This is a genomic window from Bradyrhizobium sp. SYSU BS000235, from assembly GCF_049747295.1.
In the GTDB taxonomy this organism is placed as follows: Bacteria; Pseudomonadota; Alphaproteobacteria; order Rhizobiales; family Xanthobacteraceae; genus Afipia.
Window position 1 is genome coordinate 1,474,146 of sequence record NZ_JBMHJM010000001.1, and the last position, 22,583, is coordinate 1,496,728.

Annotated in this window: 21 protein-coding genes; 10 read left to right on the plus strand and 11 right to left on the minus strand. The window is 60.9% G+C overall.

The window, feature by feature from the left end; translation table 11 throughout:
* Nucleotides 1-137: 137 nt before the first annotated feature.
* Nucleotides 138-1,163, minus strand: a complete 1,026-nt coding sequence (locus ACP0KA_RS06795) for an aldo/keto reductase (RefSeq protein ID WP_424628076.1) — start codon at nucleotides 1,161-1,163, stop codon at nucleotides 138-140.
* 329 nt (nucleotides 1,164-1,492) lie between these two features.
* Between ACP0KA_RS06795 and galU the strand changes: the two genes are divergently transcribed.
* From galU to ACP0KA_RS06815, 4 genes are all read left to right on the plus strand, one after another.
* Entirely contained in the window at nucleotides 1,493-2,365 is an 873-nt protein-coding gene (galU, locus tag ACP0KA_RS06800) for a UTP--glucose-1-phosphate uridylyltransferase GalU (RefSeq protein WP_424628077.1), read from the plus strand.
* Nucleotides 2,366-2,564: 199 nt separating this feature from the next.
* Complete coding sequence (locus ACP0KA_RS06805) at nucleotides 2,565-3,500, plus strand: DUF4118 domain-containing protein (RefSeq protein ID WP_424628078.1); 936 nt, start codon at nucleotides 2,565-2,567, stop codon at nucleotides 3,498-3,500.
* A 170-nt stretch (nucleotides 3,501-3,670) separates the two neighbouring features.
* Nucleotides 3,671-4,777: a DUF262 domain-containing protein gene (locus tag ACP0KA_RS06810; protein WP_424628079.1), complete on the plus strand. Its 1,107-nt coding sequence runs from the start codon at nucleotides 3,671-3,673 to the stop codon at nucleotides 4,775-4,777.
* A gap of 11 nt (nucleotides 4,778-4,788) precedes the next feature.
* Nucleotides 4,789-5,433 carry an MAE_28990/MAE_18760 family HEPN-like nuclease gene (locus ACP0KA_RS06815; protein ID WP_424628080.1) on the plus strand — a complete coding sequence of 215 codons (645 nt, stop codon included), beginning with the start codon at nucleotides 4,789-4,791 and terminating at the stop codon, nucleotides 5,431-5,433.
* 97 nt (nucleotides 5,434-5,530) lie between these two features.
* Here the strand turns inward: ACP0KA_RS06815 and ACP0KA_RS06820 are convergent, their stop codons facing one another.
* Nucleotides 5,531-7,141 carry an outer membrane beta-barrel protein gene (locus ACP0KA_RS06820; protein ID WP_424628081.1) on the minus strand — a complete coding sequence of 537 codons (1,611 nt, stop codon included), beginning with the start codon at nucleotides 7,139-7,141 and terminating at the stop codon, nucleotides 5,531-5,533.
* Nucleotides 7,142-7,522: 381 nt separating this feature from the next.
* Here ACP0KA_RS06820 and ACP0KA_RS06825 point away from each other — a divergent pair, with 381 nt between their 5' ends.
* A complete protein-coding gene (locus ACP0KA_RS06825; RefSeq protein WP_424628082.1) occupies nucleotides 7,523-8,533 on the plus strand; it encodes a KpsF/GutQ family sugar-phosphate isomerase in 1,011 nt (336 codons plus the stop codon).
* Here ACP0KA_RS06825 and ACP0KA_RS06830 read toward each other — a convergent pair.
* The 6 genes from ACP0KA_RS06830 to ACP0KA_RS06855 all read right to left on the minus strand — a co-directional run bounded on the left by ACP0KA_RS06830 (nucleotide 8,530) and on the right by ACP0KA_RS06855 (nucleotide 15,147).
* Nucleotides 8,530-8,976 carry an NfeD family protein gene (locus ACP0KA_RS06830; RefSeq protein ID WP_424628083.1) on the minus strand — a complete coding sequence of 149 codons (447 nt, stop codon included), beginning with the start codon at nucleotides 8,974-8,976 and terminating at the stop codon, nucleotides 8,530-8,532. The genes ACP0KA_RS06825 and ACP0KA_RS06830 overlap by 4 nt on opposite strands.
* A 14-nt stretch (nucleotides 8,977-8,990) precedes the next feature.
* Nucleotides 8,991-9,971, minus strand: coding sequence for an SPFH domain-containing protein (locus tag ACP0KA_RS06835; protein ID WP_424628084.1), 981 nt, complete (start codon nucleotides 9,969-9,971; stop codon nucleotides 8,991-8,993).
* A 160-nt stretch (nucleotides 9,972-10,131) separates the two neighbouring features.
* Nucleotides 10,132-11,169 (minus strand): ferrochelatase, encoded by a 1,038-nt coding sequence (hemH, locus tag ACP0KA_RS06840; protein WP_424628085.1) that lies wholly within the window; start codon nucleotides 11,167-11,169, stop codon nucleotides 10,132-10,134.
* Nucleotides 11,170-11,217: 48 nt separating this feature from the next.
* Nucleotides 11,218-12,408: a nickel/cobalt transporter gene (locus ACP0KA_RS06845; RefSeq protein ID WP_424628086.1), complete on the minus strand. Its 1,191-nt coding sequence runs from the start codon at nucleotides 12,406-12,408 to the stop codon at nucleotides 11,218-11,220.
* Nucleotides 12,408-13,064: a DUF1007 family protein gene (locus ACP0KA_RS06850; RefSeq protein WP_424628087.1), complete on the minus strand. Its 657-nt coding sequence runs from the start codon at nucleotides 13,062-13,064 to the stop codon at nucleotides 12,408-12,410. The genes ACP0KA_RS06845 and ACP0KA_RS06850 overlap by 1 nt, the downstream gene beginning before the upstream one ends.
* A gap of 1 nt (nucleotide 13,065) precedes the next feature.
* Entirely contained in the window at nucleotides 13,066-15,147 is a 2,082-nt protein-coding gene (locus ACP0KA_RS06855; protein ID WP_424628088.1) for a M3 family metallopeptidase, read from the minus strand.
* Nucleotides 15,148-15,277: 130 nt separating this feature from the next.
* Between ACP0KA_RS06855 and ACP0KA_RS06860 the strand changes: the two genes are divergently transcribed.
* The 5 genes from ACP0KA_RS06860 (at nucleotide 15,278) to ACP0KA_RS06880 (ending at nucleotide 20,197) form a co-directional block, all read left to right on the plus strand.
* Complete coding sequence (locus ACP0KA_RS06860; protein WP_424628089.1) at nucleotides 15,278-15,538, plus strand: hypothetical protein; 261 nt, start codon at nucleotides 15,278-15,280, stop codon at nucleotides 15,536-15,538.
* A gap of 617 nt (nucleotides 15,539-16,155) precedes the next feature.
* A complete protein-coding gene (locus ACP0KA_RS06865; RefSeq protein ID WP_424628090.1) occupies nucleotides 16,156-17,298 on the plus strand; it encodes a type III PLP-dependent enzyme in 1,143 nt (380 codons plus the stop codon).
* Between the two features lie 143 nt (nucleotides 17,299-17,441).
* Nucleotides 17,442-18,047 (plus strand): GNAT family N-acetyltransferase, encoded by a 606-nt coding sequence (locus tag ACP0KA_RS06870; protein WP_424628091.1) that lies wholly within the window; start codon nucleotides 17,442-17,444, stop codon nucleotides 18,045-18,047.
* A 239-nt stretch (nucleotides 18,048-18,286) separates the two neighbouring features.
* Entirely contained in the window at nucleotides 18,287-18,676 is a 390-nt protein-coding gene (locus ACP0KA_RS06875; RefSeq protein WP_424628092.1) for a RidA family protein, read from the plus strand.
* 87 nt (nucleotides 18,677-18,763) lie between these two features.
* Nucleotides 18,764-20,197, plus strand: a complete 1,434-nt coding sequence (locus tag ACP0KA_RS06880; protein ID WP_424628093.1) for a homospermidine synthase — start codon at nucleotides 18,764-18,766, stop codon at nucleotides 20,195-20,197.
* Between the two features lie 74 nt (nucleotides 20,198-20,271).
* Here the strand turns inward: ACP0KA_RS06880 and ACP0KA_RS06885 are convergent, their stop codons facing one another.
* The 3 genes from ACP0KA_RS06885 to ACP0KA_RS06895 form a co-directional block, all read right to left on the minus strand.
* Nucleotides 20,272-20,610, minus strand: coding sequence for a hypothetical protein (locus ACP0KA_RS06885; protein WP_424628094.1), 339 nt, complete (start codon nucleotides 20,608-20,610; stop codon nucleotides 20,272-20,274).
* A 138-nt stretch (nucleotides 20,611-20,748) separates the two neighbouring features.
* Nucleotides 20,749-21,465, minus strand: a complete 717-nt coding sequence (locus ACP0KA_RS06890) for an MgtC/SapB family protein (RefSeq protein ID WP_424628095.1) — start codon at nucleotides 21,463-21,465, stop codon at nucleotides 20,749-20,751.
* An 11-nt stretch (nucleotides 21,466-21,476) separates the two neighbouring features.
* On the minus strand, nucleotides 21,477-22,484 hold the full coding sequence (locus ACP0KA_RS06895; RefSeq protein WP_424628096.1) for a WD40 repeat domain-containing protein: 1,008 nt from the start codon (nucleotides 22,482-22,484) through the stop codon (nucleotides 21,477-21,479).
* Between the last annotated feature and the right edge of the window lie 99 nt (nucleotides 22,485-22,583).

Genomic DNA, 22,583 nt, shown 5'->3' on the forward strand with positions numbered 1-22,583 from the left:
GGCCTGTATTCCCGGAAAATGCCCCGGACACTAGAAGGCCCAGACGGGGTTTCCACCGTCTTAACAAGTGTGCACTTTTTCGCGTCCAATCAATGACGGGGCGACCGCAAAATCGCCACCGCCATTTTACCGCCCTGTCACACAGCGGGCGGATTGCGTTCCAAACTCGTGGTCCGCTGATGCCAATAGGGATAGGGCAGCGTGACCTTGCTGGCCTCATCGAGCCTGGCGACCTGTTCCTTGGTCAGATTCCAGCCGATGGCGCCGAGGTTCTGCTTGAGCTGCTCCTCGTTGCGCGCACCGACGATGACCGTCGACACGGTCGGCCGCTGCAGCACCCAGTTCAGCGCGATCTGCGGCACGGTCTTGCCGGTCTCCTTCGCGATCTCGTCGATCGCATCGACCACGCGATAGACATGCTCGTCGGGCACGGGCGGACCGATCTCGGCCGTGGTGTCAAGGCGGCTGACCTCCGGTCGCGGCTGCCCGCGCCTGATCTTACCGGTGAGACGGCCCCAGCCGAGCGGCGACCACACCACCGCGCCGATCCCCTGGTCCTTGCTCAGCGGCATCAGCTCCCACTCGTAATCGCGACCGACCAGCGAATAGTAGGTCTGGTTGGCGACGTAGCGCGGGTATCCGTATTTGTCGGCAACAGCGAGAGCCTTCATCAGGTGCCAGCCGGAGAAGTTCGACACGCCGACGTAGCGGATCTTGCCCGCGCGAACGAGCGTGTCGAGGGTCGACAGCACCTCTTCGGGCGGCGTCATGGCGTCGAAACCGTGCAATTGAAAGAGATCGATATAATCGGTGCCGAGCCGTTTCAGCGATCCTTCCACCGCAGAGATCAGGTGATAGCGTGACGAGCCGATGTCGTTCGGCCGATCACCGAAACGGAACGTGGCCTTGGTGGAGATCAGTGCCTTGTCGCGTCGGCCCTTCAGCGCTTCGCCCAGCACGCGCTCGGATTCCCCCAGCGAATACACATCAGCCGTATCGAACATCGACACGCCGGCGTCGAAGCAGATGTCGAGCAGCCGGCGCGCTTCGGTCGCGTCGGTCTTTCCCCAGCCGGCCAGACGGCCCACGCCGCCGAAGGTGCCGGTGCCGAATGACAGCGCCGGAACGGTGAGGCCCGAGGCCCCGAGACGTCGATAGTCCATTATTCGTTTACTCCCGAATGATGCGAACGGTTGACGGCTCCGCAACAGAGCCAGAGGCGGGTCACGACAAGACTAAGCGAGGGCTCATTTTCACGCCAGACGACCAAACCGCATGGGGGATGCGCCTGACGAATCATGAGCAAGGTAGTCCGAAACACCGACTTTCCGTGCACGATGGCGGCAACCACGATCACACATCCGCCGTTTTGCGCCTTTGTTCTATCGGCCAAACACGCTACCAACGGAACATGTTCGACCCTAGAATTTTAAAACGTTAACCATTTGGATCCCCGCCCTTTGTCCTCCCTCACGCCGCACAAAAGAGCCTCATGAAAATCCGCAAAGCCGTCTTCCCAGTCGCCGGTCTCGGCACTCGCTTCCTGCCTGCCACCAAGGCAATGCCGAAGGAAATGCTCACAGTGGTCGACCGTCCGCTGATCCAGCATGTGGTGGACGAGGCGCTGGAAGCCGGCATCGAGCACCTTGTGTTCGTGACGGGGCGCAACAAGGGCGTCATCGAAGATCACTTCGATCGGCCCTATGAGCTTGAGGACACGTTGAAGGAGCGCAACAAGCTCAAGGAAATGCACATTCTCGAGCGCGACCAGCCCGAAGCGGGCTCGACGTCATTCACCCGTCAGCAGGCGCCGCTCGGCCTCGGCCACGCGGTCTGGTGCGCGCGCGACATCGTCGGCAACGAACCATTCGCCGTTCTGCTGCCGGACGTGCTGGTGAAGCACAAGCCGAGCGGCCTGAAACAGATGATCGACGCCGCGAACGCGGCCGGCGCGCAGAAGGCCAACATCGTGGCGGTCGAGGAAGTGCCGATGGATCAGGTGCACATGTACGGCGTGGTCGGCGTCGGCAAGACCAAGGGCGATCTGTTCGAACTCGCCGGCATGGTGGAAAAGCCGAAGAAGGACGTCGCGCCGTCGAATCTCTCGATCACCGGGCGCTACATCCTGCAGCCGGAAATCTTCAACGTGCTGGAGACGCAGGAGCGCGGTGCGGGCGGCGAGATTCAGCTCACCGACGCCATGCTCGGATTGGCCAAGTCGCAGCCGTTCTACGGCTTCAAGTTCAAGGGCAAGAGCTACGATTGCGGCTCGAAGTCCGGCTTCCTCGCCGCCAACATTGCCTATGCCATGGACCGCGACGACCTGCGTGACGACTTGCGCGCGGAAATGAAGAAGTACCTCTGACCTGCAGCGCTTCCGTTTCCGATATACGACAAGTTGATCGCTCGTCGCCAATGCGACGGGCGATTGTCCTATTTCGGACATAAGCCGATCTGCTGCTGCGACGTTTGATCGCTGCCGACGGAACTATTCCCTCTGCGACACTCGTTGCCGCTGGTCCGCGTTCCAATTTTGTGGAAAGCTCCGCTCAGGGCAGGTTGTCGTGAAAAGCTGGTGGCGTTCTCTGTATCGGCGGGTCGAACCCGGTTTTGCCGGGTCACTGGGGCTGGCGTTTGCATGTGTTGCAGTCGCAGTTGTTGCGCGCATGTTTCTCGGCCTGATCGGCTCGACGCTGTACTTCGCAACATTTTTTCCAGCGGTTCTGATCTGCGCGCTGATCGGCGGCCGCACGCCGGGATTGTTTGCGATCCCTCTCTCCATCATCGCAGTGTGGTGGGCGTTCATTCCGCCGGCGTACTCGTTCGGCCCGCTGACATCGGTGAACCTGTCGAATTTCACCCTGTTTGGGCTGTCGAGCCTGTTGGTGGTGTGGCTCGCGATCCGGCACCGGCGCACCGTGTTCGAATTGCAGGACCGCGACCAGCAGCGCGAACTGCTGGTGCATGAGATCGAACATCGCGGCAAGAACATGCTTGCCGTCATGACATCGCTCGTCCAGCAGACCGTGAAGGACAAGGATGAAGCCGACACGCTGATCAACCGGATGCGCATCGCGGCCGACAATCGCGACCTGCTGCATGATCCGGCGGACAATGCGATGTCGCTACGTGACCTGCTGACGGCGACGGTGTGCGAACCGTACGGACAGGACCGCGTCGTATTGACCGGACCGGACGTGCGGCTGAACGGAGGCGAGGCCCGTAGCCTGCGCATCGTGTTTCACGAAATGACGACCAACGCGGTGAAATACGGCGCGCTGTCCGAGCCTGCGGGCCGCATCGACATTGATTGGTCGATTGAAGACGCCAAGCTCGCCATCGACTGGTGTGAACGCGACGGGCCGAAAGTCTCCGCACCCAGCAAACACAATTTCGGCTCCAAGCTGATCAACGTCACGCTGAAGCAGATGCACGCCGAGCTGGAGCCGACGTTTGCGGAGACCGGATACTGCTACCGGATTTCGTTTGCGTTGGGGTGAGCGGCGAGGCTGTGACGTGGTTGCAAGGGCCTACGCGTACACAAACACTCGCAAAGAGAAGCTTATTGCTAGTTGCAGATCCTATCGATAATTTCCCTACAGTAGCAATTGCCGATCCTGCCTTTGACTTTGCGGTGAGGGCTTAGATCGTAGAAATACTGGGGTGCACCATGGCTCTCGCCGATGAAATTAAGGCAGCGAGAAAAGAAATCGTTTCAGATAGCTATGATATGTCGATAGGAGAGATAATTAATCTCTATAAGAATGAAGAGATTAAGATTCATCCTGCATTTCAGCGGTTATTCCGTTGGGACGATACACGAAAAACTCGGTTTATTGAGTCGCTCCTCCTCGGCATTCCAGTCCCACCCATCTTTGTCTATCAAGACGAAGATGGGATTTGGGAGCTTATTGACGGGCTTCAGCGACTATCGACAATTTTCCAATTCGTTGACGTGCTTCGAGGACCGCGCCGAGAGGAGCTTGGCACACTCGTTCTTAGCGGTACGAATTTTCTTCCTGCGTTAGCGGGCAAACGCTGGGAGCCATCAACTCCAGAATCTGACGATGGAATCGGCCAGGCACAGCAACTCGAATTAAAACGAGCTCGGCTCCGCGTCGAAATACTTAAGAAGGAAAGCGATGTTCAGGCCAAGTTTGAGCTTTTTCAGCGGCTCAACACTGGCGGAGCGGGGCTTACTCAACAGGAAGTTCGGAATTGCGTTGCGGTGATGCTGAATAAAGATTTCTTTGACTGGTTGGTGTCCGCGTCCAATGCGCCTGACTTTTTGAACACAACCAATCAAACAGAAGCAGCACTCGACGCACAGGCAGGCGTGGAACTGGCGCTACGCTTTGTTTCCTTTCGCAATGTGCCGTATGAACCCGGCCTCGACGTACATGAATATCTTGATAAGGCGCTTCCAAAACTAGCCACAGGCACAACTTTTAACCAAGCTGCAGAAGACGCGACGTTCAAAAAAACTTTTGCGATTCTCAATGCCGCATTGGGCACAAAGGCATTTAAGCGATGGGATGGAGAGGAATTCCGAGGTAGTTTCCTTATGTCCGTCTACGAGGTTTTGGCAACCGGGGTCTCGAAGAACATCGCGGCGATCTCTGCTATGAATGAAGCTCAACGAAATGACTTCATATTGTCGAGAGCTAAATCTCTTTGGGACAACGAAATTTTTCGCGCAAATTCTGGAGCTGGCGTTCGAGGGACCACTCGTCTAGTCAAACTACTCCCTATGGCTGAAGAATTTCTTCGCCCTTAGGGTCCGATCTCATGAGCAAGGTAAGAACCTTAACCCAACTTCAAGACGAGTTGGACAAAGAGATAAGCTGGCGAAGAAAGGAAATAGCCGGACTAAAATTAAGCGTACGAGGCGCAGGTGCCTTAACGGAAGCAACTCTTATCCGAGCTGGCATTACCTTGCTTTATGCGCATTGGGAAGGCTTCATAAAAAATGCCTCTTTGCTCTATTTAAATTACGTGAACAACCAAGGCCTCAAATATAACGAACTGAAAAGTTGCTTTGTTGTGTTCGGCATCAAGGGACACCTGAATACGCTTGTTCAATCGAAGAAAACTCGAAACAACGTAGACGCCATCGACTTCATTTTTAGCGAACTAAACAAACCAGCAAAAATGTCGCTTGCTTCCGCCATAGATACGGAAGCAAATCTGAGCTCTAAGGTATTTAACAACATAATTTCCTCACTAGCTTTTTCGTCCGCGCCTTATGAAGCGCGATATAACTTAATCGATGAGAGCCTAGTGGATCGAAGAAATAAAATTGCACACGGAGAATTTTTAGACTTGAACGCGACTGATTGGCGAAAACTCGCCGATGAAATTCTTTCTTTGATGAACATGTACAAGACGGAAATTGAGAATTCTGCGTCTTTAGCAGAATTCAAAAGGGCCTAAGATTTATCACATAACAAGCCGTTTGCCGCGGAGGATGCCCCCCCCCGCAAAGACATGGGAGTTGAAAATAGACCTCGCGACGAGGAGATGCACACGCCTACCGCTGCACGCGCACGCCCAGCATCACCACCGTCGCCTTTGAGCTTGCATCGGCAATCGAGCTTTCCAGCCAATCCTGGCGCACCTGCGCCTTGATCTGGAAAGTGCGGGACAACTTGTAGGCTAGATCACCCTCGACAAAGTAGCGGCGGTCGAAACGCGCACCGTCGTAATCCGTGGTGCCGGTGCCGGCCTTGACCGTGCCGATCAGCCAGCGGCGGAATGCGTGATCCACCTGCACGGAATAATCGCGCGACAATGAACCGGCGACACCGGGCAGCGTGGTTTCATCGATGGACGAGGTTGCGGCGAGTGTCACCGTCGTGAGGCCGCTGGCAGTCCATATCAGCGAGGCGCTGGTCAGCAATCCGCTCAGGTCCTGGAGGCGCGGGTCCTGATAGGTGCGCATCGAATAGCCGATGGCGGCTTCGCCGGTCAGCAGCCGTGAGAACTCGAAGGTGGTACCGGCTTTCACGTAGCCGCCATTTGAATCGCGCTGGAAGCCCGAGCGATCGAACTTGACGTCGTGCACGCGCGTGTCGGCCTGCACTTCGCCGAACGGCTTGAGACCGGGCATCAAATCGTAGCTGACGCGCGCGAGGCCGCCGAACTGGTTGAAGTTGCGGTCGTCGTTGGTGGTCGACGTGCCGTCGGTGAGCAGCGACTGCTGATAGGTGGTGCGGTCCGCAAGTCCCGCAACGTTGACCTGCAGGCGGTTGAAATCATGCTCGACGCCGGCGGTCACACCTACGTCGGTCGCCAACGGATATTTCGCCAGCCCGACCTGGATGTTCGGCGAACCGGGATTGTCGGTGAAGACACGCATCCGCAGTTGCGTATTGATGCGGGTATCGCGCTGGACGTCGACGCGGCCATCGATCTTGCCGTCGAAGCTCGGCGTATCGAGGTTGGTCGGTATCGGCGAAGGTCCGCCGCTGGCGGGGGGCGGAAAGGTCGAACCATAGCCGGTGAAAGAGCCGCGCAGATCGGCGATCAGCGAATGCCGTTCCCAGTCCGACGCGATCAGCAATTCAGGCGCCACGGTGTAGAACGCCGAGCCCTTGGGCGTGTCGATGCGGCCGGGGTTGGTGTTGTAACCGCCCCAGACTTCAACAGCCGCCTTGCTCAGAAAGCTGCCGGTGTGGAAGCCGACATTGGCGAACGGATCGTCTTCCACCCGCAGCCGCCGCCGCGTCGGCTGACCCGGCGCATTGCCGGCAACGGACGGCGACACCGGCGCAGCAACGCGCGTGCTTCGATTTGGCGTGGCAGATTCGGGGGGGGTGCCCGGGCCGGCATATTTCGGTTTCGGCGCACCGGGATAGAGCTTCGGCCGTTTTCGTGTCCGGTTCAGCGAATCGAAGCCGGTGTCCGATGCTCCCGACGCCGGCGGAATGTCGTAGGTCGGGGTCGCGCCGATGCGTGACTGCGCCGGCGCGGATCGGCGGCGTTGATCCTGATCGTCGTCGATTTCAGCCGTTCGTCGCAGCGGCGACAGTTCCGGCGGCGCGAACCCACCCTGCACCGGATTCAGCATGTTCGAGGTCAGCGTCTGCGCGTGGGCGACAACAGGAGCAGCAGCCACCAAAAGGAATGAGGTACCCAACACGCGGCAGGCCGGGAGCGCACGCCACTCGGGCGCGCGCCAGCACTGGTCCCCCAACCCCCAAGGTCGCTGCCAACCTGGCACTTCCAAAACCTCTCCAGCCCCGGAACGGCCAGGGCCCACTCCAAAAACGCAACAAATTCAGTGGATTGCGACGAGGAACGCCGTCACCCGGCGTCTGCAAACGCCGTTAACAGAGTTAAAACAAGTATGGTTAATGGGGAGTTGAGAGACGCTAGTGGTCCGATTCTAACGTTCGCCCCCGTCTCGCGGGACACTCTCCGCTTCACCAGCGCGTCGCATTGGGTTTGGCGGCGTGCTAAGCAACGCTCACCACGGCGCCTCTGGCGCCCCCTCTTCTGGAACGACGCTCTGGAACGTTTTATGGCCACTTCAAAACCGCGGGCAGCAGCTACCGTGACTCCTCCGACATCGCCCGCGATCGCATCCGCCCTCCGGACTCTCGAGGCAGAAGCCAGCGGCGTTGCCGCCCTTGCCACAGCGCTTGAAGCCGATCTCGGCGCGCCGTTCACGGCTGCAGTCGATCTGATCCGCAACGCCAAAGGCCGCCTGATCGTGACGGGGCTCGGCAAGTCCGGCCACATCGGTAAGAAGATGGCCGCCTCCTTCGCCTCCACCGGCACGCCGGCGTTCTTCGTCCACGCGGCGGAAGCGAGCCATGGCGATCTCGGCATGATTACGCCTGATGATGTCATCATGGCGCTGTCATGGTCCGGCGAGACCGCCGAACTGAAGAATCTCATCACCTATTCGCGCCGCTTCCGCATCGGCCTGATCGCGGTGACGTCCGAGGCGACTTCGACGCTGGGCGCAGCCGCCGACATCGCGCTGACGCTGCCGAAGGCGCGTGAAGCGTGCCCGCACAATCTTGCGCCGACCACATCGTCAGTGATGCAGCTCGCGCTGGGTGATGCACTGATGGTGGCGCTGCTGGAAAGCCGCGGCTTTACCGCGCTCGACTTCAGCACGCTGCATCCCTCCGGCAAGCTCGGCGCGATGCTGAAGTTCGTGCGCGACCTGATGCACCAGGAGACCGCGGTGCCGGTGAAGCCGCTCGGCACCAAGATGTCCGACGCGCTGGTGGAAATGACCTCGAAGGGATTTGGCTGCGTCGGCATTGTCGACGGCCGCGGCGACATCGTCGGCATCGTCACCGATGGCGACCTGCGCCGTCACATGCGGCCCGACCTGATGACGGCTAGCGTCGACGAGGTGATGACCAAGAACCCGAAGACCATCCGGCCCGATTTGCTGGCGAGCGAGGCGCTGGAAATCCTCAACTCGTCAAAGATCACCGCACTGATCGTGACCGAAGGCAAAACACCGGTCGGCATCGTGCACCTGCACGATATTCTCCGAGCAGGCGTCGCCTAGGATACCAGCTCAACCGTCAGGCTCGCACCATCCGCCTGGGTCACCTTCACCCGGCTGCCGGACGGCGCGTCCGGCCCGGCCACGCGCCAGATGGTGTCGTCCACCCGCACGGTCCCGACACCGTCAATGATCGGCTTCTCGAGCGTAAAGACGCGGCCGACCAACCCTTCCGCCCGCCGATTGAGAAATGGCGTGTCGGTCGGCTTCTCATGGTCCCGCGCAAAGTGCCGCCATAGCGGCACCATTGCGATCGCCAGCGCGGCGAAGGCGATGACCTGAACCTGCCATGACCATATGATACCAAACGACAGCAACCCGACGATCAAAGCCGCGAGCCCGAGCCACAGCATGAATACGCCGGGCGCAAAGGTCTCGACAGCCATCAGCGCCACGCCAAGGATCAGCCAATTCCAGGTCCCTAATTTTGCCAACAGGTCCATCATGGCATGCGCCTTTCTCAGGCCGGCTTGGTCGGCGTGGTGTTCGGCACGGTTGACGCACGGCGCGGCGCGGCGGCAGCACCGCCCTCACCGAAGGTCGCCTTGGCGATCTCGGCGATGCCGCCGAGCGAGGACAGAATGCCGGTGGCTTCCATAGGCAGCATGATGATCTTCTGGTTCGGCGAATCCGCGAGCTGGCCGAACGCCTTGATATATTTGTCGGCGATAAAGTAGTTCAGCGAGGCGACGTTGCCGCTGGCGATGGCGTCGCTCACCATCTGCGTGGCCTTGGCTTCGGCTTCTGCCGCACGCTCACGCGCCTCGGCATCGCGGAACGCGGCTTCACGCCGGCCCTCAGCCTGCAGGATCTGCGCCTGCTTGGCGCCTTCCGCGCGCAGAATTTCGGATTGCCGCTGGCCTTCGGCCTGCAGAATGTCCGCACGCTTGACGCGTTCGGCTTTCATCTGCCGGCCCATGGCTTCGACCAGATCGGCCGGCGGAACGATGTCCTTGATCTCGATACGGTTGACCTTGAGGCCCCACGGCGACACTGCGGCATCGACCACGCGCAGCAGCCGCTCGTTGATCTCGTCACGATGCGACAGCACCTGATCGAGATCCATCGAACCCATCACCGAGCGGATGTTCGTCATGGTCAGCGTCACGATCGCCTGATTGAGGTTCGCGACCTCGTAGCTCGCCTTCGCGGCGTCGAACACCTGATAGAACGCAACACCGTCGACCGTCACCGTCGCGTTGTCCTTGGTGATGACCTCCTGCTCGGGAATGTCGATCACCTGCTCCATCATGTTCACCTTGCGGCCGACACGATCAAAGAACGGGACGATGATGTTGAGGCCTGGTTCCAGTGTCCGGGTGTATTTTCCGAACCGCTCGATGGTCCAGTCGTAGCCTTGCGAGACCGTTTTCACGCCGGCGAACAATGTGAAAATGACAAGCAACACCAGCGCGATCGCGAAAATATCAAAACCGGACATGAACAACTCCCAAAGGGTGGCAAGCCATGACTGCAATACGACTCGTCACCGTGATCCTAGCACGGGCGTATGACCGCTGCTCTGTCCTTGGTCAGCCGCGGAATTAAACAGGTTCGAAAGAAAGGGCTTTGGCGGCCGAGGATGGCCTACCGGGCTTGGCTCAAACCCAGCCCTGAAGCTCGCGCAGTACGATTTGGCGGATCATGTCCATGCCTTCGTCGCTGTCATTGAGACAGGGAACGGCGGAAAACGCCTCGCCACCGGCCTTATGGAAGATCTCGGCGTTTTCCTGCACGATTTCCTCCAGCGTTTCGATGCAATCCGCGGAGAAGCCGGGTGTCACCACCGCGATGCGCTTGACGCCTTCCTTGGCAAGCCGCTCGACCGTCTTGTCCGTATAAGGCTGCAGCCATTCCTGATAGCCGAAGCGCGACTGGAACGTCAGCATCAGGCCCTTCTCGTCCAGACCCATACGCTTGCGCAAGGCTTCGACGGTGGCAACGCACTGGGCCTGATAGGGATCACCCTTCGCGATGTAAGACTGCGGCATGCCATGAAACGACGCGATGATCGTGTCAGGCTTGTCGGACAATGTCGCCAGATGCTTTTCGATCGAGATGGCGAGCGCATCGATGTAGCTCGGCTCGTCGTAATAAGGCGGCGTGAAACGCATGGTCGGCTGCGCCCGCATGTCCTTGAGCGCGGTCGCGACCTTGTCCACCACCGTCGCCGAAGTGGCCGCCGAGTACTGCGGGTACATCGGCATCACGAGGATGCGCTCGCATCCCTGCGCCATCAACGCCTCGAGCCGCGATTTGATCGACGGGTTGCCGTAGCGCATGCCCCAGTCGACGACGACATGCTTGTAATCAGCGATCGAGGCGGCGAGCTTGTCCGACTGCGCGCGCGTGATGGTCTTCAGAGGGGATTCGTTCTGTTCGGTGTTCCAGATCTTCAGATAGTCCTTTGCCTTGCGCGCAGGACGAATACGCAGAACGACACCATTCAGGATCACCTGCCAGAGCAGCCCCTGGTTTTCGATCACCCGCGGGTCCGACAGAAATTCGCGCAGATACACCCGCACGCCCTGGGCATCGGCCGTATCGGGTGTGCCGAGATTGACCAGCAGTACGCCGACGCGCCCCTGCGCTGCTTCGGTGACCGGGCGTCGCGTGTCGAGTGGAATGACCGTTGTCATGATGGCTGTGGCATCGCGCTTTGGCACACCGATGTCAAGCTAGCGCGATCAGAAGCAGGTGGTGCGTTCCGCGGCAATATAGCCCAGCAACAGGCCGACGCCGAACAGCAGGACAAGCCCCGCCGCAGCGAACTCGATCCCGCGCAGGAAAATAGCCCCGCCGCCATCCCGGCCTGCGGCCATGCGCGCTGCGATGCCCTTGGCGGACACCGCAACGAGCGCAATCGTCGACACCGTGATCGCAGTTCCAAGTCCCATCACGAACGTCGCGGCAACCCCCGCCCAGAACATGCCCTGCGCCAGCGCAAACACCAGCACCAGGATGGCGCCCGAACATGGGCGGATGCCGACGGTGAGGATTGCGCTCAGGCCGCGCGACCAGCCTCCCGGGCCGGCGAGCTGGCTTGGCTCCGGACCGTGCGAGTGCCCGCAATGCTCGTCATGAACATGACCCGCATGATCGTCGCCGTGATCATGATGATGGTGGTCATGATCATGATGGTGAGCGTGTCCGTGGTGATGATCATGATGCGCGTGATCATCATGTCCATGAACCGCCCGCGCATGGGCGGACGCATGCGAATGGCCATGATCGTGGTCGTGATGCGCATGGACATGACCATGTCCCGCCATGGCGGGGACAAGCTGAGGCACCGCCGCACCGCGCCACGAGCGCAGTGCCCGGATGAAACCACCGCCTTTGCTCCAGACCAGCCGCGCGCCGAACGCCGCGATCAAGCCATAGCTCGCAATCTCGATGACGCGCTCGGCGCCACACATGGTTTTCGCCGTGGCGTTGAGCAGCAAGGCGCCGATGCCGACGATCGCCACCGCGACCAGCGCCTGCATCAGGGCCGAGGCAAACGACAGCACGATGCCGCGGCGCGCGGTCTCTTCGTTGGCCACAAGATAGGACGAGATCACCGCCTTGCCGTGACCGGGGCCGGCGGCATGAAAGATGCCATAGGCGAACGAGATGCCGAGCAGCGTCCACACCGCGGTGCCATCGGTCTTCGCCGCGCGGATCGTCGACGACATCTGACGATAGAACTCCGACTGCTTGGCCAGCAGCCAGCCGACGATGCCGCCGACCTGCGAGTCCGGAATCGATCCGCCTTTCGGCGCGCCGAATGGATTTGCCGAGGCAACGTGTACCGCGCAATCGATCAAAGTCACGACGGCGACGACAGCGAAGCCCAAAGCGACAACGCGCGCGGGCGTCCAACGAGAGGCACTCATCAGGGACAATCCACCATGATCTTGTTGGCGAACATCGCGCCGTAGTTCGAGTTGTCGCCGTTCAGGAAGGTCTGCTCATTCATCGTCTGTGCCTGCGCGCTGCCGTCGGTCGGACGATCGATGCTTAGCTTACAGTTCGCCGGGGCGCCGACCAGCTTGACCGGGTCTTTGTCGTCTAGCGAAAAGTCGATGAAATAGGAGGGATCGAACACTTCGAGCGCGAGCGTGTTCGCCTTGAACGGCGTCTTGAACGGCAAGGTGAAATGCAGCGTCAGCGCTGTATCCTTGTAGTCGAGGTAATAGTTGACCGGATCGCCGAACTTCTCTTTCTTCTGACTGCCTTTGGGCCCGATTTTGGCGTAGGTGAAGTAGGCGTATTCCTTCAGCGACTCGACATTGGTCTGGGCCAGCGGCGCGAGTTCTTCCCGCGTGTAGGCTCCCTTTGTCTTGCTCTCGATCCCTTGCAGCGCGTAGGTCGAGAACATGTCGTCGAAGGTCCAGGCGTGGCGTACGCCAGTGACCATCCCATCAGGGCCGTAAATCAGTTCACTCTTGGCGGTGATCCAGACGTGAGGATGGGCTTTCGCCGCCTCCACACCGAATGCGGTCGCCGCAACAATGAACAAAAGCTGCACCAGCCGGCGCACGATGGTCATCTCAAGCCGCCTCGGGTTCATCAAGCAGGCCACGACGGCGTAGCAGCGCATCGGGCTCAGGCTTTCTGCCACGGAATGCAATGTAAGCCTCTTCAGGATCGCGTGATCCGCCTGACGAATAAATATCGTCGTGAAGACGCTTCGCGACAGCCGGATCGAAAATGTCGCCGGCCTCCTCGAACGCGCCGAACGCATCCGCATCCATCACCTCGGACCACATGTAGCTGTAGTAGCCGGAGGCGTAGTGATCGCCGGAGAAAATGTGGCCGAACTGCTGGGGCCGGTGCCGCATGGCGATCTCCGCCGGCATGCCGATCTTGTCCAGCTCGCGCTTCTCGAAGGCGCGCACATCGGTGATCGACGCCGCCGGCTGCGAATGGAATTCGAGGTCCACCAGCGCGGACGACACAAACTCGACTGTGGCAAAGCTCTGGTTGAACTTGCGCGCCGCGATGAAACGCTTGAGCAGATCGTCCGGCAGTGCCTCGCCGGTCTTGTAGTGGGTCGCAAACTTCTGCAACACCTCCGGCCGTTCCTGCCAGTGTTCGTAAAGCTGCGAGGGCAGCTCCACGAAGTCCGTGAACACGCTGGTGCCCGACAGTGACGGATAGGTCACATTCGACAAGATGCCGTGCAGACCGTGCCCAAGCTCGTGGAACAGCGTGCGAGCGTCATCCGGCGACAGCAGCGCGGGCTCGCCGTTCGCGCCCTTGGAGAAGTTCATCACGTTGATGATCAGCGGATAGATCTCGCCGTCGAGCTTCTGCTGGTCACGCAGCGACGTCATCCAGGCGCCGGAGCGCTTGGAGGGGCGCGCGAAGTAATCGCCGTAGAACAGCGCCTTGTGGTTGCCTGCGGCGTCCTTGACCTCCCAGACCCGCACGTCGGGATGCCAGACCGGAACGTCCTTGCGCTCGCTGAACGTCAGTCCGAACAGCCGGTGCGCGACGTCGAAGGCCGCGGCAATCATGTTGTCGAGCGCGAGATACGGCTTGATCGCAGCGTCATCGAAATTGGCACGCCGCTGACGCAGCTTCTCGGCGTAATACCGCCAGTCCCAGGCGGCGAGCTTGAAGTTGCCGCCCTCCTCGGCGATCAGCCCCTGCAGCGCGTCGCGATCCGCCATCGCCCGGGCGCGCGCCGGCTTCCAGACCCGCTCCAGCAGGCCGCGCACTGCGCCGGGCGTCTTGGCCATGGAATCTTCCAGCCGGTAGGCGGCGAAACTCGGGTAGCCGAGCAGCTTGGCGCGCTCCTCGCGCAGCCGGAGCACGTCGAGGATCGTCGCGCTGTTGTCGTTGGCGTTTTCGTTGTCGCCGCGCGCGGTGAAGGCCTTGAACACTTTCTCGCGCAGGTCGCGGCGGGCGGATTCCTTCAGGAACGGCTCCGCCGAGGAGCGGGAGAGCGTCACCACCATCTTGCCCGCCATGCCACGATCCTCCGCGGCGGCCTTCGCCGCGGCGACGAAACTCTCCGGCAGGCCGGCAAGGTCATCCTCGCCGAGCTCCATCATCCAGTCCTGCTCGTCGCCGAGCAAATGATGGCTGAACGTCGTGGACTGCTGCGCCAGTTGCTCATTGATGTCCGCCATCCGCGTCTTGGCGGTCGCGTCGAGGCCCGCGCCGGCGCGGTGGAAATTGGTCCAGGTGCGCTCCAGCAGCCGCGCCTGCTCGGGGCTCAGCTTCAGCGTCGCCGCCTTGTCACGCAGCTTGCTCACGCGGGCGAACAGCGCCGTGTCCATCGTGATCGGATTCCAGTGCCGCGCCTGCTTCAGCGCCACCTCGGAATCGATCTTGAGCAGCTCCGGGTTCGAGTGCGCCCCGACAAGGTCATAGAACACAGCGGATACTTTGGAGAGCAGCTTGCCGGAGCGCTCCAGCGCCGCGATCGTGTTATCGAAAGTGGGCTCGGCGGGGTCGTTCTTGATCGCCTCGATCTCGGCAGTGTGATCGGCGAAGGCCTTGTCGAACGCCGGGAGGAAGTGGTCCGGCAGAATTTGGTCAAAAGGCGGCGTCTCGAACGGGGTTTGCCAGGCTGACAGCAGCGGGTTGGCGGTAACGGGGGCCGATTGCGACACGTCTGACATGAGCAGCCTTATTTGCAGCGATTTATGGTGTTCTCTGTATACCATCCGCTGGGGCTTTTTTGCGCCCTTCCGGGCTTGATTGAACGCTCAATTTCGCAGAGATTGCGGCCTCAAACTGGATCCTTAAGACATGAACGCCCAAAAGCTCGAAGCCAACGCCCGCCAGATCGCATGGCCCAGCGTCATCACCGTGATCAGCGCGGCCATCCTGATCGGTGCCGAGGTGTTCGGCGCTGCGTTTGCCGGCGGCTGGGCGCTCGCGATCCTGTTCGGCCTCAGCGACACCGCCGCTCATGTCGTGCAAATCATTCTGTTCGTGATCGGTGTCGCCATCATGGTCGGCTTCGTACGCGGCGCGCAGCGCGTCGAGCCCTTCACGCGCCGCGCCTGACGGATTTTTGCGCGCAAAAACTTAACGCGCGTTCATCTTTCTCAACGTCTGTTCATGCACGCGCGACTTTTCCATCACGTCGTTGGGAATCTTCGTGCGGTGGCAAAAAAAGTCTTGCACCACCGAGTCAAAACTCATATTTGCACCCTTGCCCAATTTCGCACGTGCCTGTGGTCGTGTGTCAGTCGGTAGGTATCCGGACAAGAGGCCGGACAGCCGCCAAGGGGACGAAGAACCGAGGGTCTCACGATCTCTGATCAAGAGGCCAGCATCTCTCTCAAGGGATGCCGTTGAAGGTGACTTCCCTCCTTGCAACCGTGACTGACAGCCGGAGGCGAACCGGCGCACCTCGCTCTCAACGGGGGACGCGACTTAAAGCAACGACGGATCGGGCTTTTTTGGTCTCTGCCAGCTTTCCACCAGCTGGCGCGAATACCGAAGAGGCTTGTCCTTCATTGCCAGGTGTGCGGGCGGGAGCTTTCCCAACCAATCCACGGCAGCACAGTCTGATCTGAGTGTTGGCTATTGCCGCGCCTCCATCGCGCGTCATGGCTCAAGCGCTCATATCCGGCGTCATTTTTTGGACGGTCCGTCGCAGGGCCGTTTGGGAGAGTGCTATGACCGAACGTATCCAGGAATTCCTGCGCGCCCGCCGCAACCAGGGTCTCGACACCGAGCCGTGCCTCGTCGTCGACCTCGAGATCGTGCGCGACAACTATCAGACCTTCGCGAAGGCGCTGCCGGACTCCCGCGTGTTCTACGCGGTGAAGGCCAATCCTGCACCCGAAGTTCTGTCGCTGCTGGCTTCGCTCGGTTCGTGCTTCGACACTGCGACGGTCGCGGAAATCGAGATGGCGCTGGCCGCCGGTGCGACGCCTGACCGCATCTCCTTCGGCAACACGATCAAGAAGGAGCGCGACATCGCGCGCGCCTTCGCGCTCGGCATCCGCCTGTTCGCGGTGGACTGCGCCGCCGAAGTCGAGAAGGTCGCCCGCGTCGCTCCCGGTGCTAAGGTGTTCTGCCGCATTCTCTACGATTGCGCAGGCGCCGAGTGGCCGCTGTCGCGCAAGTTCGGTTGCGATCCGGAGATGGCTGTCGACGTGCTCGACCTCGCCAAGCGTCTGGGCCTGGAGCCATGTGGCATTTCGTTCCACGTCGGCTCGCAGCAGCGCAAGGTGAAGGCGTGGGACCGCGCGCTGGCGATGGCCTCGACGGTGTTCCGTGACTGTGCCGAGCGTGGAATCAACCTCTCCATGGTCAACATGGGTGGCGGCTTCCCGACGAAGTATCTCAAGGACGTGCCTCCGGTTCTGCAGTATGGCCGGTCGATCTTCCGTGCGCTTCGCAAGCACTTCGGCAACCAGATCCCGGAAACCATCATCGAGCCGGGCCGCGGCATGGTCGGCAACGCAGGCATCATCGAGACCGAGGTCGTTCTCATTTCGAAGAAGAGCGACGACGACGAGAATCGCTGGGTCTATCTCGACATCGGCAAGTTCGGCGGCCTCGCCGAGACCATGGACGAGTCGATCCGCTACGCCATCCGCACGCCGCATGACGGCGCGGACATGGCGCCGTGCATTCTCGCCGGTCCGACCTGCGACTCGGCCGACGTGCTGTACGAGAACGCGCCGTACCCGCTGCCCGTCACGCTCGAGATCGGCGACAAGCTGCTGATCGAAGGCACCGGGGCGTATACCTCGACCTACTCGGCGGTGGCGTTCAACGGCATCCCGCCGCTGAAGACCTACCACATCTGAGGCTTGTCCTCGGGCTCGCCCCGAGGGCTCCTTCAGCGACCCGACTAACCGGAAGCCGGCCCGCCGGCTTCCATCCCGTCACAAGCGATTTTGCTGACAACACTCCGCCGCGTACGTGCGGCTGGAGTGGGGACTGACGTGCCATGACTGCTTTTCGGAAGACGACCCCTGTTGCCCTCACCACCGATGCCGCTCCGTTCGCGATCCGTGCGGAACGAGCCTCGGACGTCGTTGCGCGTGAAGCGCTGCTGGATGCCTGCTTTGGCGCAAACCGCCATACGCGCACCTGTCAGCGCCTGCGCGACGGACGCGCGCCCGCCGAAGGCCTTGCCCTGTCGGTCGTGCGCCAGGGCCGGCTGGTCGGCACCGTGCGGTTGTGGCACGTCAGCGCGGGGGGCGCCCCAGCGCTGATGCTCGGCCCGCTGGCCGTCGAGGCCTCGTGCCGCAGCCTCGGTGTCGGCGCGGCTCTGATGGAACATGCGCTCGACCTTGCGAAGGCCCGCGGCCACGGCGCGGTGATCCTGCTCGGCGACGCGCCCTACTATGCCCGCTTCGGCTTCTCGCCGCTCAAGACCGGTGAGCTGGCGCTGCCGGGTCCGTTCGAGCGCGATCGCCTGCTCGGACTGGAACTGCGCGCGGGTGCGCTCGACGATGCCTGGGGCATGATTGTTCCCACCGGCATGGCGGCTCGCCGTCCGCGCACGAAGCTCACCGGAAAAGCCCGCCGGCTGGTCACTCACGCAGCTTGATTTGACGTCCAAGACGCGGCATTGCGTGGCTCGAATAAAGCCTAGTACCCGCTTTCCGAAGTTCGTAACACGTCGCAGCACCCGCTTTGCGAACTTCGGAAAGCAAAGGGTACTAGCAACCTATGATTCTAGTACCGCTATCGATTTGAAGTCCCTGGACGAGATCGCCGCAACTGATACAGGGACTTCAAATCGGCGGTACTAGCAATGCCGCTTTTCATTTTTCACGAGGTAACACCATGTCCCGTCGCCTGATTTCCACCGGTTCGCCCTTCGAGAAGACCGCCGGCTACAGCCGCGCCGTCGTTGACGGCGATTTCGTGTTTGTCTCCGGCACCACCGGCTACGACTACAGCACCATGACCCTGCCGGAGGATGTCACGAGCCAGACACGTAACTGCTTCAAAACCATCGAGGGCGCGCTGAAGGAAGCCGGGTTCGCCATGGCCGATATCGTGCGTGCCACCTACTACATCACCGACCCCAAGGACGCGGATGCCGTGTTCGCGGTGTGCGGTGAACATCTCAGCGAGATCCGTCCGGCAGCAACGATCCTTGCGGTTGCCGGTCTCTACAAGCCCGAGATGAAAATCGAAATCGAAGTCACGGCCAAGCGCCGCAGCGCCTGACCACCGAAGAGCTGATCACCGAAGATCAGATCAGAAGACCTGCCTCTCGCCGCACTCTCGCGGCCATATTCCCGGAGACCGCAAACCATGAGCCCGTCTGCCTCGCAGATCCACGCGAAAATCACCGGCCCCATCGTCATGATCGGTTTTGGCTCGATCGGCAAAGGCACCCTGCCGCTGATCGAGAAGCATTTCGATTACGACAAATCGCGCTTCGTGATCATCGATCCGCATGAGGACGGCGAACTGGCGAAGAAGCACGGCGTCCGGTTCATCAAGCAGGCGGTCACCAAGGACAACTACGTCGAAACATTGAAGCCATTGCTGACCGAAGGCGGCGGCCAGGGCTTCTGCGTCAATCTCTCCGTCGACACATCATCGGTCGCGATCATGGAGTTGTGTCGCGAGATCGGCGCGCTCTATGTCGACACCGTGGTCGAGCCCTGGCTCGGCTTCTATTTCGACAAAAGCGCAGGTCCGGAAGCGCGCTCCAACTATGCCCTGCGCGAGACCCTTCTCGCAGCCAAGCGCAAGAAGCCCGGCGGCCCCACCGCCGTCTCCACCTGCGGTGCAAACCCGGGCATGGTGTCGTGGTTCGTCAAGCAGGCGCTGCTCAACCTCGCCGGCGATCTGAAGCTCAACGTCACGGAGCCGAAGACGCGCGAGGAGTGGGGCAGGCTCGCCCAGACCATCGGCGTGAAGGGCATCCATATCGCCGAACGCGATACCCAGCGCTCGAAGAAGCCGAAGCCGATGAACGTGTTCGTCAACACGTGGTCGGTGGAAGGCTTCGTGTCGGAAGGCCTGCAGCCGGCCGAACTCGGCTGGGGCACCCATGAGAAGTGGATGCCGGAGACCGGCCGTACCCACAAGGACGGTTGCGGCGCGGCGATCTATCTGCTGCAGCCGGGCGCCAACACGCGCGTACGCTCGTGGTGCCCGACGCCTGGCCCGCAATACGGTTTCCTTGTCACGCACAACGAGGCGATCTCGATCGCGGACTACTTCACGGTCCGCGAAGGCGACAAAGCTGTCTATCGCCCGACGTGTCACTACGCCTATCATCCGGCCAACGACGCGGTGCTGTCGCTGCACGAGATGTTCGGTGCGGAAGGCAAGATGCAGAAGTCGTGGCACATCCTCGACGAAAACGAGATCGAGGACGGCATCGACGAGCTCGGCGTGCTGCTCTACGGCCATGGCAAGAATGCCTACTGGTATGGCTCGCAGCTTTCGGTCGAGGAAACGCGCCGCATCGCGCCTTACCAGAACGCAACCGGCATGCAGGTGTCATCTGCGGTGCTCGCCGGCATGGTGTGGGCGCTGGAAAATCCGAATGCCGGCATCGTCGAGGCCGACGAAATGGACTTCCGCCGTTGCCTTCAGGTTCAGCTGCCGTACCTCGGACCGGTGAAGGGTTACTACACCGACTGGACTCCGCTCACCGATCGTCCGGGCCTTTTTCCGGAAGACATCGACACCAGCGATCCATGGCAGTTCCGGAACATCCTGGTTCGCTGAACCGGCATCAGCACGAAAGAAACGCGAAAGGCCAAGCATCTGCTTGGCCTTCTTCTTTTGTCTGTCCCTAAACGCTATTTCTTGACCGGCGCGCCCATCTTCTCGGCCGGAGCCGGCGGCAGCGCCGGCTTTGCGCCGGCCTTCTGTGCGTCTGCATCAGGACGCGCGGGCTCCGGCGGAGGCGTCGTCGGCCGTGTTCCGCCCGGCTTCGATTCTGCCGGACCATTGTCCTTACCAGCTGGCACCGATGGTCTGTCTGAAGGCGGCTGCGTCGTCTGCGCCATCTGCGGCAACTGATCGCGCGCGGCGAGTTGCATCAGCGAAACGCCGGACGCTACCAAGCCGCCAGCAACCATGATCGCCGCAAGCACAAAGTCCCTGCGATTGGCCCGTCTCGTTTCATTCGGAGTCATTTCAGCACCCGTCGTTATGGACAGGGCCAACGACGCGCCGGAGCCATAGTTCCGAGATGAGGCAAAACGTGTCGCATCATCTCTCAATCGATTGTGAAAAAAGTTTCGGAACCGAATCGCCTGACGTGCGCGATATCATCAGTCCTTGGTGCTGACGTCCCATGTCGCGTGGCGAACCCCGGGCTGACGCGCAAGGTCAGTCACAACCGCATCGAGCTCTTTGGCTTCCACCGCTGTGCTGACAAGGGTCGCGACGATTTCCACGACGTCATCGGAACGATCGATCACGTTGACATCGCTCACTGGATATTGCGCCGCTTCAAGCTTTGCGACCAATAGTTCGCGGATGTCGCCCATCGCCCCGGGGCTTGTCGTCACCAGCAGTTCATACGTTGCTTCCGACGAGCGCTCATCCAGCGGCCTGCGATTGATGGCATTGACCAGCGGACGCAGCAGCGTGTTGGCGGCGAGCACGAATATGGTCAGCGCAATAGCTTGCGCGATCATGTCCGCCCCGGCGCAACTGCCCACCGCCGCCGATCCCCATAACGTTGCGGCGGTATTCAAGCCGCGAACATTCATGCCCTCTTTCATGATCACGCCGGCACCAAGGAAGCCGATGCCGGAGACCACATAGGCAATGACGCGCACCGCACCTTCAGCCGCCGCCAGATGCCAGGCGAGATCGACGAACGCCGCGGCGCTGACCGCCACCAGCACATTGGTACGAAGACCGGCAGTGCGCAGCCGATATTGGCGCTCGGCGCCAATCAGGGTGCCGAGGACGAAGGCGGCCATCAGACTGGCCAGGGTATCGAGGAAGTCGAGCGTCTGGAAAGTCGCGAGAAAACGCATGCAGGCCGATTCTACATTGGAAGCAGGCCAGCGTCGCCGTCTTCCGTTGCAAAAGCAAGCAGTGTTCCCTTCGCATTCCACGACAGCGCGGATACCGGCTCACCGCCATTTCTACGCACGAGGATCTCTGCACCATCCTCGATGCGGACCATCAAAATGGTGCCGTCGCTGTAACCCACCGCGAAGATCTCATCCTTGGGATGGCATGCGACGACGGTGGCCTTGGCCTGCAACGGCGCCAACATCGCCGGCTCCTTGCCCATCGGTCCATCCTTGCTTCCGAATGGCCACAGGATCACGCTGTCCGAACCGGAGGTCGCGAGGAATTTTCCACCGGCACTCCAGGACATGGAACGCACGCGCGATGGGTATCCGGTCATGCGCATGTGCCGCGCATCGGCCAATCGCCAGCCATGCAGCGCAGACTCGTGCATCGAGGTCACGAGGAAACGGTTGTCCGCACTGAAAGTGATCCCGAGATGCGAGCCCTTCCACTCGAGAAATTCCGGCCTCCCGCTCATGTTGGGAAACCACAGTGTCACACCGTTGTAATGCGCGACGCCAAGCCGCAGTCCCTTCGGCGCAAACGCCAGTCCACCGACAGTGGACGGCATGTCGAACGACTTGTCCTCGCCTTTCGGCGGTCGCACGAACGCAGTCTTGCCCGCCGACCATGCGACTGCACCATCGGGATGAATGGCGACATTGTCGATCCAGCGCCGCTTGGCATCCGTCGCCAGCGTCTCGACCTGCGATTTGGCATCGACAGCAACGAGCTTGCCGTCATCACCGCCGGCAATCACACGCTTGCCGTCGGCCGCGGTACACAAAATACCGCCGCCATGAATCGCAACCGAGGTTGTTTCGCCCTCGTCGTTTGCGAGGGACACGCTTTCTTCAGCGCCGACGAACACCGCGACGTCGCCGAGAAAATGCACGGCGATTGCAGGCGCACCAAGCGCGACCTTGGTCACGCGGTCGGTGACAGAAACAATGGACGCAGGATCGTTCAAAGACATCGTTGATGACTCTATGGCCTCATGAGACATGCCGGCTCGGCATGTCCCGTCATGAGAAGAAAGAAAAACACATGCTAAAGACCATTACGCGCATGCGCC